General features: G+C 71.4%; 9 protein-coding genes. 6 read left to right on the forward strand and 3 right to left on the reverse strand.

Features of this window, described 5'->3' with window-relative positions; genetic code table 11:
• Window positions 1-68: 68 nt before the first annotated feature.
• Entirely contained in the window at window positions 69-1,742 is a 1,674-nt protein-coding gene (locus ACO07H_RS21565; RefSeq protein ID WP_422017991.1) for an OFA family MFS transporter, read from the reverse strand.
• A 186-nt stretch (window positions 1,743-1,928) separates the two neighbouring features.
• On the opposite strand from ACO07H_RS21565, the gene ACO07H_RS21570 reads away from it, so the two are divergent.
• Window positions 1,929-3,266 (forward strand): sigma-54-dependent transcriptional regulator, encoded by a 1,338-nt coding sequence (locus ACO07H_RS21570; protein ID WP_422017993.1) that lies wholly within the window; start codon window positions 1,929-1,931, stop codon window positions 3,264-3,266.
• Between the two features lie 157 nt (window positions 3,267-3,423).
• The gene (locus tag ACO07H_RS21575) at window positions 3,424-4,758 is read left to right on the forward strand and encodes a sensor histidine kinase (RefSeq protein WP_422017995.1); all 1,335 of its coding nucleotides are present in this window, start codon (window positions 3,424-3,426) and stop codon (window positions 4,756-4,758) included.
• Here ACO07H_RS21575 and ACO07H_RS21580 read toward each other — a convergent pair.
• Window positions 4,736-5,710, reverse strand: a complete 975-nt coding sequence (locus ACO07H_RS21580) for an AEC family transporter (RefSeq protein WP_422017997.1) — start codon at window positions 5,708-5,710, stop codon at window positions 4,736-4,738. The genes ACO07H_RS21575 and ACO07H_RS21580 overlap by 23 nt on opposite strands.
• Before the next feature lie 125 nt (window positions 5,711-5,835).
• On the opposite strand from ACO07H_RS21580, the gene ACO07H_RS21585 reads away from it, so the two are divergent.
• The 4 genes from ACO07H_RS21585 (at window position 5,836) to ACO07H_RS21600 (ending at window position 12,229) form a co-directional block, all read left to right on the forward strand.
• The gene (locus tag ACO07H_RS21585) at window positions 5,836-6,885 is read left to right on the forward strand and encodes a hypothetical protein (protein ID WP_422017999.1); all 1,050 of its coding nucleotides are present in this window, start codon (window positions 5,836-5,838) and stop codon (window positions 6,883-6,885) included.
• A 153-nt stretch (window positions 6,886-7,038) separates the two neighbouring features.
• Window positions 7,039-9,633: a hypothetical protein gene (locus ACO07H_RS21590; protein ID WP_422018001.1), complete on the forward strand. Its 2,595-nt coding sequence runs from the start codon at window positions 7,039-7,041 to the stop codon at window positions 9,631-9,633.
• 10 nt (window positions 9,634-9,643) lie between these two features.
• Window positions 9,644-11,713: a UvrD-helicase domain-containing protein gene (locus tag ACO07H_RS21595; protein ID WP_422018003.1), complete on the forward strand. Its 2,070-nt coding sequence runs from the start codon at window positions 9,644-9,646 to the stop codon at window positions 11,711-11,713.
• A gap of 135 nt (window positions 11,714-11,848) precedes the next feature.
• A complete protein-coding gene (locus ACO07H_RS21600) occupies window positions 11,849-12,229 on the forward strand; it encodes a hypothetical protein (protein WP_422018005.1) in 381 nt (126 codons plus the stop codon).
• A gap of 16 nt (window positions 12,230-12,245) precedes the next feature.
• Here the strand turns inward: ACO07H_RS21600 and ACO07H_RS21605 are convergent, their stop codons facing one another.
• Window positions 12,246-14,333, reverse strand: coding sequence for a primosomal protein N' (locus ACO07H_RS21605; RefSeq protein WP_422018007.1), 2,088 nt, complete (start codon window positions 14,331-14,333; stop codon window positions 12,246-12,248).
• Window positions 14,334-14,451 lie beyond the last annotated feature (118 nt).

Here is a 14,451-nt window from a genome sequence, read left to right on the forward strand (position 1 = left end):
ATGCACCCAAGGGAAAAAGCCCCGCGCTCGTCACGGAGCAGCGGGGCCGGCAGCCTAGCAGGCCGGGCTCAGTGGAAGAACTTGCCTACGGCAATGAGGGTCTTGTAGACCCCCCACGCGAGCGGGATGCCCACGGCCGCCCAGGCCATCAGCACCACCAGCGACGAGGTAGGGCCGCCGGCGCCCGAACCGGCACCGACTTCCGACGCCGCGGCGCGCTCGTGCGCGAGCTTCTTCTCGTGCGCGAGTTCGGTGTCGCTCATGAAGTGCTTGTCGGCCACGGGCCGGATCAGCAGGTTGGCGATCAGGCCGATGACCAGCATGCCCACCAGGATGTACATGGTCTGGTTGTAGACCTGCTCGCGCGGCAGCCCCAGGCCCAGCTGGTAGTCGCGCATGTAGTTGACGACGACCGGGCCCAGGATGCCGGCCGTGGCCCAGGCAGTCAGCAGGCGGCCGTGGATGGCGCCCACCATCTGCGTGCCGAACAGGTCGGCCAGGTACGCCGGCACGGTGGCGAAGCCGCCGCCGTACATGCTCAGGATCACGCAGATCGCGCCGACGAACAGCAGCTGGGAACCGGCCGCCGCGCTGCTCGGGATGCTGGCGTACATCAGGCCGCCGAGCACGAAGAACACCACGTAGGTCGCCTTGCGGCCGAGCTTGTCGGACAGGCTGGCCCAGAAGAAACGCCCGCCGATGTTGAACAGGCTCAGCAGCGCCGTGAAGCCTGCGGCCACGCCGGCGATCGCGGCGAGCTGGGTCTTGTCCAGTTCACCGAACTTGGCCGGAATGCCGATCAGCGAGCCGCCGAACACCTCCTGCAGCATGGGGCTGGCCATGCCGATGACGCCGATGCCGGCCGACACGTTCATGCACAGCACGATCCACACCAGCCAGAACTGCGGAATGCCCCAGACCTTCTTCACGTGCACGTGGCGCTGCGTGATCATGGCGTTGGACGCCTGCGCGGCGGGTGCGGTCCAGCCGGCGGGCTTCCAGCCGGTGGGCGGCACGCGGTAGCCCATGGCGCCGCCGATCATGAAGACGAAGTAGACGAGCGCCATGACGACGAAGGTCTGCGCCACGCCCAGGTTGTCGGGCGTCGCGAACAGCTTCATCAGCTCGGCGGCCAGCGGCGAGCCGATCATCGCGCCGCCGCCGAAGCCCATGATGGCCATGCCGGTGGCCATGCCACGCTTGTCCGGGAACCACTTGATCAGCGTGGACACCGGGCTGATGTAGCCCAGCCCGAGGCCGATGCCGCCGATGACGCCGCTGCCCAGGATCATCAGCCAGAACTGGTGCAGGTGGATGCCCAGCGCCGAGATCAGCATGCCGCCGCACCAGCACAGCGCGGACACGACGCCGGCCTTGCGCGGGCCGGCCCGTTCCAGCCAGCCGCCCCAGATGGCCGCCGCGCAGCCGAGGAAGACGAAGAACAGCGTGTACATCCAGCCCAGCGTGGAGATCTTCCAATCGCAGTGGGAGACGAACAGCTCCTGGAAGAAGCCGATCTCGGGGCCGCACTTGATGGCCTCCTTGATGCCCAGCGCCTTGGACAGCGGCAGCCAGAACACCGAGAAGCCGTAGGCCATGCCGATGCACAGATGGATGGCCAGCGCCGCCGGCGGCACCAGCCAGCGGTTGAAGCCCGCGCCGGCAATCGTGCGCTCCTTGTCCAGCCAACCGGCGGCACTGCGGCCCGGACCGGGCACAGCATCAATTCCCACAGACGACATCAATCGACTCCTTGGATGAGTTGAACGCCTCGCGTCCTTGCGAGGGCGGCGCAGAATACGTTTGAAGGCGCACGTCCATCCCTAGCAATCTCCCCGGGGAAACTCCTAGGCCGGCCGTCACACGCACAAAAGCCCCAGGCGGCGTGGGGCCGTTGGCCGGCGCAAAGCCCCCTATCCTTGCCGCCCATGCGACGTGTCCTGATCATTGACGACCACCCCGGCGTGGGCCAGGCGCTGGAACTGCTGCTGTCCCTGCACGACATCGAGGCCAGCGTGGCCACCAGCCCCGAGGCGGGGCTGGCCCTGCTGGACAGACACCCCTTCGGCCTCGTCATCCAGGACATGAACTTCACGGCCGACACGACGTCGGGCGAGGAAGGCGAGCAGCTGTTCCGCGCCATCCGCGCCCGGCGCGCCGACCTGCCGGTCATCCTGCTGACGGCCTGGACGCGGCTGGACGCGGCCGTCGCGCTCGTGAAGGCGGGCGCGGCCGACTACCTCGCCAAGCCCTGGGACGACGCCAAGCTGCTGGCGACGGTGGAAAACCTGCTGGAACTGGGTGAAGCGAACGGCGAGATTGCGCGCCTGCGCGAAGCGCGGCGCGAGCGGCGCGCGGCGCTGGCGCGGCGCCACGACCTGTCGGGCCTGGTGTTCGGCTCGGACGCCATGCTGTCGCTGCTGGAGCTGGCCGGCCAGATCGCCGCCGCGCCGGTGCCGGTGTTGATCACCGGTCCCAACGGTGCCGGCAAGGAGCGCGTGGCGGCCTTCGTGCATGCGAACTCGGCCGTGCACAGCGGCCCGTTCGTCGCGCTGAACTGCGGCGCGCTGCCGGCCGACCTGATCGAGGCCGAGCTGTTCGGCAGCGACAGCGGCGCCTACACCGGCGCCGCCAAGGCGCGCGTGGGCCGCTTCGAGGCGGCGGACGGCGGCACGCTGTTCCTGGACGAGATCGGCAACCTGCCGCTCGCGGGCCAGGTGAAGCTGCTGCGCGTGCTGGAGACGGGCCAGTTCGAGCGCCTGGGCTCCAGCAAGACGCGCCAGGTGCGCGTGCGCGTGCTGAGCGCGACGAATGCGGACCTGCGCGCGATGGTCAGGACCGGCGCGTTCCGCGAGGACCTGTTCTACCGCCTGAACCTCATCGAACTGAAGCTGCCCGCGCTGGCCGAGCGCCGCGACGACGTGCTGCCGCTGGCCGAGCACTTCCTGGCGCAGCGCGCGCGCCTGGGCGACGCGGCCCGCGACGCGCTGCTGGCGCACCGCTGGCCCGGCAACGTGCGCGAGCTGAAGAACGTGATCGAGCGCGCCGCGCTGCTGTGCCAGGGGGGCGAGATCACGCCGGCCCTGCTGGGGCTGGAAGAAGCCTGCGGCCCTGGCGCCTGGCGCAACCTGGACGAGCCCAGCCGCGACACCGTCGTGGCCGCGCTGAACGCGGCCGGTGGCGTCGTCAGCCGCGCGGCGACGCAGCTCGGGCTGTCGCGCCAGGCGCTGTACCGGCGGCTGGAGCGTTACGGGATCGCGCCTTGAACGTGAAGCTCCTCGTCCACGGCGTGCCGTGGCCGGTCCCCCGCGGGGGCGGCGCTGCTTGCGGCAGCGCGCCGCAAGCCCATCGCCAGCACGGGCCGGCTGGGGAGCGGCCCGGCGCCCGGTCCGCAACACGCACGCGCCGCGGCGCGGGGCACCGATGAGACCCCATCTGTCGCTGCGCGCCCGGGCGATGCTGGCGCTGGCGCTGGCCGCCGTCGTGCCGCCACTGGTCATCCTGGGCGTGCGGCGCATCGGCCTGACGGACACCACGGCGCTGGTCGCGGCGGTGGCCGTGATGCTGCCGCTGCTGATCTGGCTCTCGGCGCGCTGGCTGGCACCGCTGCTGCGGCTGACACGTGCGCTGGAGGGCGCCGTGCTCAGCTATCGCGACGGTGACTTCAGCCTGAACCTGACGCCCGAAGGCCCGCGTGAACTGGCCGAGCTGACGCGCCTGCATGCCGAGCTGGGCCTGGCATTCCGCGAGCAGCGCCAACACCTGGCGCAGCGCGAGCTGCTGCTGGACACCGTCGTGCAGAACACGCCCGTGGCGCTGGTGCTGACGGGGCCGGGCGGCCGCATCGCCATCGCCAACCTGGCCGCGCGCCAGTTGCTGAGCGATGGCCGCAGCCTGGTCGGGCTGGACTTCACGGCCGTCATCGCACCGCTGCCCGAGGCGCTGCGCGAAGCGCTGGCGGACGAGGCCGACCGGCTGTTCGCCGTGACGCTGCCCGACGGCAGCGAGGAGACCTTCCACCACAGCAGCCGCTCGTTCCGGCTGCAGGGCCAGCCGCACCGGCTGCGGCTGCTGCGGCGCATGACGCGGGAGCTGTCGCGCGCCGAGGTGGCGACGTGGAAGCGCGTGATCCGCGTGTTGAGCCACGAGCTGAACAACTCGCTGGCGCCGATCTCGTCGCTGGCGCACAGCGGTGCCGAGCTGGCGCGGCGCGGCCACATCGAGCGGCTGCCCGAGGTGCTGGGCAGCATCGGCGAGCGGGCCGCCCACCTGCACGGCTTCCTGAGCGGCTATGCGCGCTTCGCCAAGCTGCCGGCGCCGCGCCACGAGGCGGTGGCCTGGCCGTCCTTCCTGGCCCGGCTGGCGACGCTGGGCGAGTTCCAGCTGGACGGTGCGCCGCCCGACAGGCCAGGCTGGTTCGACGCCGCGCAGATCGAGCAGGCGCTGCTCAACCTCATCAAGAACGCGCACGAGTCGGGCAGCGAGCCCGACGACGTGGTGCTGCGCCTTGCGAGCCTGGGCGGCGAGCTGCGCATCGAGGTGCTGGACCGCGGCCCCGGCATGAGCGAGACGGTGCTGGCCCAGGCGCTGCTGCCGTTCTATTCGACCAAGCGCTCCGAGCCCGGTTCGCAGGGCGGCACGGGCCTGGGGCTGGCGCTGGCACGCGAGATCGCCGAGGCGCACGACGGCCGCATCGCGCTGAGCAACCGCAGCGGCGGCGGCCTGCGGGTGGTCATCAGCCTGCCGCAGGCTCGATGAGCAGCGCCGCCAGGCCGCTGAAGGTCAGGAAAGCCAGCGCCGTCGACGCGAGGATGATGTGCGCGATGCGGCCGGTGTCCGCGCCATGGCGCTCGGCCAGCAGCGACACATTGCTGGCGCTGGGCAGCGCCGCCACCAGCGGCAGCGCGACGAGTTGCCCGGCGGACAGCGGCGCGCCCAGCCCGCGTGCGGCCGCTCCCAGCGCGAACGCCAGCGCCGGATGCAGCAGCAGCTTGATCGCCGCCACCGGCAGGTACAGCCGGTAGGGCGTCACGCGGCCGGCCGCTCGATTGGCACGGCCCGAGCGGCTGAGCACGGCGCCGATGGTGAACAGCGCCACCGGCGACGCCGCATCGCCCAGCATCGCGACGGTCTTGGCCAGCGGCGCCGGCAGCACCAGGCCGCTGGCGCCCACGCAGGCGCCCGCAGCGATGGCCCAGGGCAGCGGGTTGGCGCCGGCCGCCTTCAACGCCTGCACGAAGGCGGCACGGCCGGCCGCACCGCCGGCACCGGCCTGCGCCAGCGCGATGCACAGCGAGCTGGTGACGAACAGGTCGGCCAGCAGCGTGCTGACGACCGCGCCGCCCGCGGTCGGCCCCAGCAGCGCGACGATCAGCGGCACGCCCATGAAACCGCTGTTCGGGAACGCCGCCACCAGCGCGCCGAAGGCCGCGTCCTTCATGCCCAGGGGCGGCGACCGCGTGCACGCCAACGTGAAGGCGACGATGAGCAGCGCCGCGGCCAGGTACACGCCCAGCAGCGACGGGTTCAGCAACTGCCACACCGGGGTGTCGCGCCCGTAGCGCAACAGCAGGCAGGGCAGCGCAAAGAACAGCACGAAGCCATTCAGCCCGGGAATGGCGCTGTCCGGCAGCAGGCCGCGCTGCGCAGCCAGCCAGCCGCACAGCACCAGCGCGAAGAAGGGGAACGTGGTGGCGAGGACGGCGAGCATGGCGGTGCGGCAGCAGTATCGCCAGGGTCGGCGGCGGTCGTGAGCGATTGCGCGCCGGGGCTCGCTTTGTGGCCGCAAGGGATGGCGCCACCCTGGGGTCACCCCTAACATGCCGCGCCATGCGCATGCCCAATCTCACCCTGCCACCGCCTGCTGCCGCCGCCGCGCTGGACGAAGGCCAGGTGCTGGGCGTGTGGCGGCTGCTGAAGCCGCTGCCCGACGGCGAGCAGGCCCATGCGGGCCAGTGGTACAGCGCCCACCATGCCCTGGCCACCGAGCAGAAGGCCGCGGTGCTGGTGCTGGACCGCAGCGACCTGGGCGCCGGCGTCATGCTGCGCTATGCCGATCAGGTGGGTGACCTTGCCAAGCTGCTGAACCCGCACATCGCCGTGCCCAGCGACAGCGGTGTGACACCCGACGCGCACCCCTACCTGATCATCGAGGGCGAGCACGGCGAGCCGCTGCTGCCGCAACTGCACACCCTGGACCTGCGCGAGCGCATCGAGCTGCTGGTGCAGTTGTGCGAGGCGCTGCGCTTCGCGCACCAGCAGAGCTGGCTGCTGGCCGAGCTGGACCCCGCCATGATCTGGCTGGGCCCCGAAGGCGGCGTGCGGCTGATGGGCCTGGGCCTGGCCCGCATCCCTGACCCCACCGACCCTTTCGACCGCGGCATCAGCCTGGGCGCCTCGCCGGCCTTCGTCGCCCCCGAGCGCCGCGCGGGCGCGCCGCCCAGCCTGGCCAGCGAGGTCTACGGCCTCGGTGCCTTCGCCCGCGGGCTCGTCTGCGGCTGGGAGGTCACGCCCAAAGGCCTGGCGCCGCTGCGCGGCAGTGCCGCCGACCAGTGGCCCACGTTGAAAGAGGCCCAGCGGCTCAAGCTCGACGCGCTGCTGCGCTCCGCGATGGCCGATTCCCCGGAGCTGCGCATGCGCGGCGCCGAAGGCATGGCCGACGAGTTGCGCGAGTGGCTGGCCCTGAGCCCCGAGCGCAAGGTGGCCCGACCCGCCCCCGAGGCAGTCACTGCCGAGCCGGCCCGCAGGCCGCTGTCCGGATGGCGCCGCTGGCTATGGCTGGGTGCCGCCGCAGGCCTCGTGCTGCTGGCCATGGCCGCCCGGCTGTCGAACCAGGCCCCGGCTGCCGCGACCGCGGCACCGACCGCCAGCCCGGCGCAGAGTTGAGCGCGCTGCTGGGGTTGCCCGCGATGCGGCGCGGGCAGCGCTCGGCAACAATGCGCGCCTTCCCGGAGGTTTCATGGCACGCCCGCTGTTCGCGCCCTCGCACGTCGCCCGTCTTCCCCTGACCTGCCCCGGCCTGATCCGGCGTCAGCGCTGATGGCCGCCGTCGGTACGGCGCCGGCCGGTCTGCTGGGTTTTGGCGACCTGCAGCTGCGGCTGCCGGCCACGCGGGCCCAGTGGGCAGCACTCGCCGCCGGGCTGGCCCTGGGGCTGGTCGGCGCCGAACTGGCCTGGCATCACCCGCTGTCCGGCCCGCTGGCGCTCGCCGCCTGGGGCGTCGCCGTGCTGCTGGCCGCGCTGTTCTGGGTCAAGACGCCCGTGCTGGTGCTCGCGCCGCTGCCGCTGATCGGGCTGGCGCCATGGACGGGCTGGATCACTTTCGAAGAGCTGGACCTGCTCGTCACGGCCTGCGGCTGTGGCGGCTACCTCGCCTATGCACTGCAGTTGAACGCACGCGACCGTGCGCCGGCCTGGCGGCACGCGCTGTCCTATTCGCCCGCCGTCCTGCTGCTGGTCGTGGCGCTCGCGCTGTCCGCCGCCTGGAGCGTGAAGCGCGGATTCGCCGATGCGGGCGGCTTCCAGTTCGGCTGGTTCCACGGCTACCACGAGGCGATGAACTCGGTGCGCAACGCCAAGGCCATCTTCCTCGTGCTGGCGCTGCTGCCGCTGTGGACGGCCGCCGCTGCTGCGCGGCCGCGCAGCTTCTCGCGCGGTGTGCTGCTGGGGCTCGTGGTGGCGCTGGCCGGCGGCAGTGCCGCCGCGCTGTGGGAGCGCGTCGCCTACACGGGGCTGCTGGACTTCTCCACCGACTACCGCACGACCGCGCTCTTCTGGGAGATGCACGTGGGCGGCGCCGCGCTGGACGGCTTCCTCGTGATGACACTGCCGTTCGCGCTGCTGGCCCTGCTGCGCACGCGCTCGCCGTGGCGTTTCGCCATCGGCCTGGTCATCATGCTGCTGGCCGCCTACGCCTGCCTCACGACCTTCTCGCGCGGCGTCTACCTCGCGCTGCCGCTGGCGCTGGTGCCCATGGTCATGCTGGCCGATGCGCAGCGCCGCCGCGCCGCCGCCGCAGAGCCCGACAGCAGCCACCTCGACAGCACCTTCGGCGCCGTGGATGCACCGCTGCCGCGGCTGGCCAAGTTCGGCGCGCTGGCGATGGCCGGCGCGTTCGCGCTGGCGGCCGCGCTGGTCTTCGGCGGCGGCGGCTACCGCGGCCTGCTGGCACTGTTCTTCGTCATGCTCATCCTGCTGACGATGCCGGCGAGCCTGTGGCGGCCCACGGTAGGCCAACGGCTGACGGCGCTGCTGATGGGCGGCGTGCTGGCGCTGCTGCTGGGCGCGGCGAGCTGGGCGCTGTCGCTGGCCGTGCCCAAGGCAGCCTATGTGCTCAATGTCGTCGCGCTGCTGTGCTGCGCCGCGCTGCGCTGGCGCGACGCGCCGGGACAGGCGCGGCCCCTGTATGTGTTGCTGGTGACGACGGCCTGGTTCTGGCTGCTGGCCACCATGGTCATCGTGGCCGACTACTGGGGCGGTACCGCCGGGCGCTGGACCGCACTGGCGGCCGGCGTGGCGCTCGCCGGGCTGTGGGCTGCCATGCTGCTGGAACCGCGGCTGTGGCCCTTGCAGGGGGCCGGCAGCAGCGGCAAGGCCGGCTGGCGCAAGCGCGCGCTGCTCGTGGCCGGGTTGATGCTGGTCATGGCCATCGTCGCGGCGCTGGGTGGTGGCGCCTACCTGCGCGACCGCGTCGCGACGTGGAAGGAGGACGGCCAGACCCGCCTCACGCACTGGCACGACAGCCTGCAGCTGCTGCACGGCGGCCGCCAGTGGGTGCTGGGCAAGGGCAGTGGCCGTTTCGTGCCGAGCAACTTCTACGACGGCCCGCTCAGCAGCCAGATCGGCGACTACCGGCTGCGCCGCGACGACGGCGAGTCCTACCTCGCGCTGGCCGCCGGCAAGCACATGCTGGGCCGCGGCGAGATGCTGCGCATCAGCCAGCGCATGACGGCGCCGGCACCCGGCCCCGTCACCGTGACGCTGGTCAGCCGCACGGCCGCCGACGCGAACCTGGTGCTGCAGGTGTGCGAGAAGAACCTGATCTATCCGGACAACTGCAGCGAAGCCGGCGTGCTGCTCAAACCCCAGCGCGCCAGCGGTGTGCAGGACGGCGTGGGCGCATGGCAGACCACCCAGTTCAAGCTCGGCCCCGTGCCGGCACTGGGCGGCGACTGGTGGGCGCCGCGCTTCGTGACGTTCTCGATGGCGCTGGACACGCGCGGCGCGCGCGTCGACGTCTCGCGCATCGCGATGCAGGACGCGCAAGGCCGCCAGTTGCTGGCCAACGGCGACTTCAACCGCGAGATGGCGCGCTGGTTCTTCTCCAGTGATCGCCATCACCTGCCCTGGCACGTCAAGAACGCCGCGCTGCATGTGCTGTTCGAGCAGGGCCTCGTGGGCGTGACGCTGCTGGGCTGCGCCTACCTGCTGGCGCTCACGCGCCTGTCCTTCGGCCGCGGCCGCGACCATCCGCTGGCACCGGCCATCGTCGCGGCGCTGATCGGCTTCGGCGCCGTCGGTGCCTTCGACAGCCTGCTGGACGCACCCCGCATCGGCTTCATCTTCTTCACGCTGCTGCTGCTGGGGCTGGGCTTGCGCGCCTTGCCGGGAGAGGGTGTGGCGCGGGTGGCATGATCCGCCCCCCATGTCCGCAGCCCCCACGCCAGCCGGCCTCAACCCCGCCCAGCTCGAAGCCGTCCACTACCTGAAGGGGCCGTGCCTGGTGATCGCGGGCGCCGGCTCGGGCAAGACGCGCGTCATCACGACCAAGATCGCGCAACTGCTGCAGTCCGGCTACCGCGCCAGCCAGATCGCGGCCATCACGTTCACGAACAAGGCCTCGCAGGAGATGCGCGAGCGGGCCAAGACGCTGGTGGGCAAGAAGGCGGCGCGGGACCTGGCGATCTCGACCTTCCACAGCCTGGGCGTGCGCCTGCTGCGCGAGGAGGGCGCGCGCGTCGGGCTGAAGGAGCAGTTCTCCATCCTCGACAGCGACGATGTGCTCAACGTGCTCAAGGATGCCGGCGGCACGGTGGACATCAACCAGGCGCGCCGCTGGCAATGGACCATCTCGCTGTGGAAGAACCAGGGGCTGGACGCGGCGCAGGCTGCCCACGCCGCCAAGGACGAGGACGAGCGCGCCGCCGCCGCCGTCATGGTGCGCTACCAGGAGCGTCTGTCGGCCTACCAGGCGGTGGACTTCGACGACCTCATCACGCTGCCGCTGCGGCTGCTGACGACCAACGCCGAGGCCCGCGCGAAGTGGCAGGACAAGCTGCGCTACGTGCTGGTGGACGAGTACCAGGACACCAATGCCGTGCAGTACGAACTGCTGAAGGCGCTCGTCGGCGAGCGCGGCATGTTCACTGCGGTGGGCGACGACGATCAATCCATCTACGGCTGGCGCGGCGCCACCATCGAGAACCTGAAGCGGCTGCCGACCGACTACCCCAGCCTCAAGGTCATCCCGCTGGAGCAGAACTACCGCTCCACCGGCAGCATCCTGCGCGCGGCCAACAACGTCATCGCCGGCAACCCCAAGCTGTTCGAAAAGAAGCTGTGGAGCGAATACGGCGACGGCGAGCCCATCGCGGTGCTGGTGGCCGACGGCGAGGAGCACGAGGCCGAGCGCGCCGTCGCGCGCATCCAGCAGTTGCGCGCCGACGGCCAGGGTCCGCAGTTCAGGGATTTCGCGATCCTGTACCGCGCCAACCACCAGGCGCGCATCTTCGAGCAGGCGCTGCGCCGCGCGCAGATCCCGTACAAGGTCTCCGGCGGCCAGAGCTTCTTCGACAAGGCCGAGATCAAGGACTTGTGCGCCTGGCTGCGCCTGCTCGTCAACCCCGACGACGACCCCGCCTTCCTGCGCGCGGTGACGACGCCCAAGCGTGGCATCGGCCACACCACGCTCGGGGCGCTGAGCAGCTTCTCGGCGCAGTGGAAGTGCAGCATGTTCGAGGCCTTGTTTTCCGAAAGCCTGGCCACGGCCATCACGGCCCGTGCGCTGGCGGGGCTGCACGAGTTCGGCCGCGCCGTGAACGAGCTGCAGTACCAGGCCCGCCACACCGAGGGCGAGACGGCCGCGCGGCCCGTGTTGCTGCAGTGGCTCAAGGACATCGGCTACGAGCAACACCTGCTCGAGAACGAGGAGAACGAGAAGGTCGCCCAGGCGCGCTGGGGCAACGTGCTGGACTTCGTCGACTGGGTGGCCAAGCGCTGCGGCGGCCAGCACAGCGAGGAAGACGGCGTCAGCTTCACCGAGCCCAAGCAGAGCGTGCTGGACGTGGCGCAGACCATCAGCGTGATCCTGTCGCTGGCCGAGCGCGGCGAGGATCAGGACCAGGTGACCCTGACCACGCTGCACGCCTCCAAGGGGCTGGAATGGCCGCACGTCGTGCTGGCCGGTGTCAACGAGGGGCTGCTGCCGTTCAAGCGCGAAGAGGCCGAGCTGACGGTCGAGGCATTGCAGGAGGAGCGCCGGCTCATGTACGTCGGCATCACGCGTGCGCGCACGACGCTGGCCGTGTCCACGCTGCGTCGGCGCAAGAAGGGCCGCGACACCGTGGTCGGCATCCCCAGCCGATTCCTGGCGGAGATGAAGCTGGACGAAACCAGCGGCCGCGAGGACCCGCGCGAGAAGCTCAAGCGCATGCGCGAGGAACTCGCCGCCAAGGCGGCAGCGCGGGCAGCGGCCTCGGGGCAGGGGCAGGGATAGGGCGTATTGCAACGGATCGGCCATCCTGATCCGCTCATTCGCGGGGGTCCCCCCCAAGCGCGTGAAGTCTTCACATCACAGCCACGCTAGGCTGCGAACAATGCGCACCAGCCCATCACTCCGTAGCGAGCCTGCATGAAAGCCCTGGTCCTTGCCGCCGCCGTCGCCGCCACCGTCGTCCTGAGTTCCGACGCACTGGCCGGTGCTGCGCGTGACACGCGCCAAGCGGCCGATGTCGATTCGGCGACGACGACCGTGATCGCCGACGCCAGCCACCTGGGCACGGCCAGCCTGGCTTCGCTGAACGGTGCGACCCACTGGAAGCCTGCCAGCAGGCCGGCCTCCAACGATTTCGGCTCACTGGCCGAGCAGATCGATCTCGGCACGCTGGTCATCGTGCTGGCCGTGGCCGCCCTGGCGGCGGTGCGGCCCATCGGCCAGGCGCTGCGCCGCCGGGAACAACAGCGCCGCGCCGCCGCGTTGGCCAGCAGCCTGGGCCAGGCCAGGCACGGCTGAGGCGGCCCTCCGCCCGTCAGATCGCCAGCGGGTCGACGTCCACGGCCCATCGCACGATCGCCCTGTGTTCGCGCTTGAGCGCGATCAGCTGCGGCACCCACTCCCGCAGCATCGCCTGCAGCCGCGCGCGCTGGCCGGCCTCCACCAGCATCTGCATGCGCTCCACGTCCGCCACGCGCGCCACCGCATGCGGCACGGGCGGGTAGACCAGCACGTGCTCGTGCCGCACCAGCGCCGCGGCCGCATCCAGGAATGCCTTGGCAGCGTCGGCCGTGCGGGCTTCGGCGCGCAGCAGCGCGAGGTGCGAGAACGGCGGCAGGCTGGCTGAGCGGCGCTCGGCGAGCTGGTCGCTGGCGAAGCGCACGTAGTCATGCCGCGCCAGCGCCTGGTACAGCGCATGGTCGCGATGCCAGGTCTGCACCCACATTTCGCTGGCGCCCTCGCCCGACGCCTCCCGGCCCGCGCGGCCGCCGGCCTGCATCAGCAGCGCGAAGAGCCGCTCCGGCGCTCGGAAATCGCTGCTGAACAGCGCCCCGTCCGGGTTGACCGCCGCCACGAAGCGGATGCGGCGAAAGTCGTGCCCCTTGGTGATCATCTGCGTGCCGACGAGGATGTCCACGTCGCCGTCGTGCACGGCCTTCAACTGCGTCTCCAACTCACCCTTGCGCCGCGTGGAGTCGGCATCGATGCGCAGCACGCGCGCGCCCGGCAGCGCCTCGCCGAGCTGCTCCTCCAGCCGCTCGGTGCCGCGGCCGATGGGTGCGATGTCCACGTTGCCGCAGTTGGGACAGGCGCGCGGCACGCGTTCGGTGAAGCCGCAGTGGTGGCAGCGCAGCGTGCGGTCGCGCTTGTGGAAGACACGCCACGCGCTGCAATGCGGGCAGTCGCTCTTCCACTGGCATTCGCCGCAGTGCAGCACGGGCGCATAGCCACGGCGGTTCAGGAACACGAGGCTTTGCTCGCCACGCGCCAGCCGCTCCTTCAGCGCAGCCAGCAGCGGCGCCGTCAGCGCGGTGGTCACGCCCGCTGAGGAGGGGAGCGACTTCATGTCGAAGAGCTTCACCCTGGGCAGCGCGCCGCCACCGATGCGTGAGGCCAGCGTGAGCCGCTCGTAGCGGCCCGATTCGGCGTGCTGCCAGCTCTCCAGCGACGGCGTGGCCGACCCGAGGACGACCGGTATCTTCAGGTCGTGCCCACGCCAGACTGCCAGGTCGCGCGCCGAATAGCGGGCGCCGTCCTGCTGCTTGTAGGAGGGGTCGTGCTCCTCGTCGACGACGATGAGGCCCAGTTCGGGCAAGGACGCGAACACCGCCAGCCGCGTGCCCAGCACCAGCCGGGCGGTGCCCAGGTGCGCGGCCAGCCAGTTCTGCACGCGCTGCGCGGGCGTCAAGGCGCTGTGCAGCGACACGATGGCCAGCGGCTGCGGCAACAGCGCGGCGAAGCGCTCGGTGAACCGCGCTTCGAGCTGCGGCGTCAGGTTGATTTCGGGCACCAAGACCAGCACCTGACCCCCAGCCGCGAGCGCGGCCTCGGCGGCGCGCAGGTAGACCTCGGTCTTGCCGCTGCCCGTCACACCGAACAGCAGCAGCGGCTTCACGTCGTCGCCGCCAAGTCGCGCGCGGATGCGATCCACCGCCTCGGCCTGCTCGGCCGCCAGCGCCGGCCTGACCGGATCGACTGGCCGCTCGGCCGGGGCAGGCTTGCGTGCCAGCTTGCGCAGCTTGGCCGCGAGTTGTGCCGGCGACAGCTCGCGCAGCTGCGGCGGCAGCACGGCGCTGGCGAGCTCGCCCACGCTGCGCTGGTAATAGCCCGCGGCGAAATCCAGCAGCCGGCACCAGTGCGCGCCGAGCGGCGGCAGCGTGTCGAAGACGGCAGCCACGGACCGCAATGCCCGCCCGTCGGTGGGCTCGGCGGTGCCGGGCCAGACGATGCCCAGCAACTCGCGCTTGCCCAGCGGCACGCGCACGAGCGAGCCCGGTGCAAGTGCCTGCTCACTGGCGTAGTCAAGCAGGCCCTCCAGGCCGCTGTGCTGGGGGGTGTCCACGGCCACGCGGACCACCTCGCGATACGGCAGGTCAGTCAAGCCAAGCTCCGCGCGTTTCATGAAGCTGAAGCTCAGGAAGCAACCGCAAGTTCATGATTTGCAAGGACTCTCGGGTTGCCCACAATTTCTGTGGATAAGTTTGTGAGCAAATCGCCCGGTCCGCGGAAGAGCACCCATC

The sequence above is a fragment of the Roseateles sp. genome (assembly GCF_965229315.1).
Classification (GTDB): Bacteria; Pseudomonadota; Gammaproteobacteria; order Burkholderiales; family Burkholderiaceae_C; genus Pelomonas.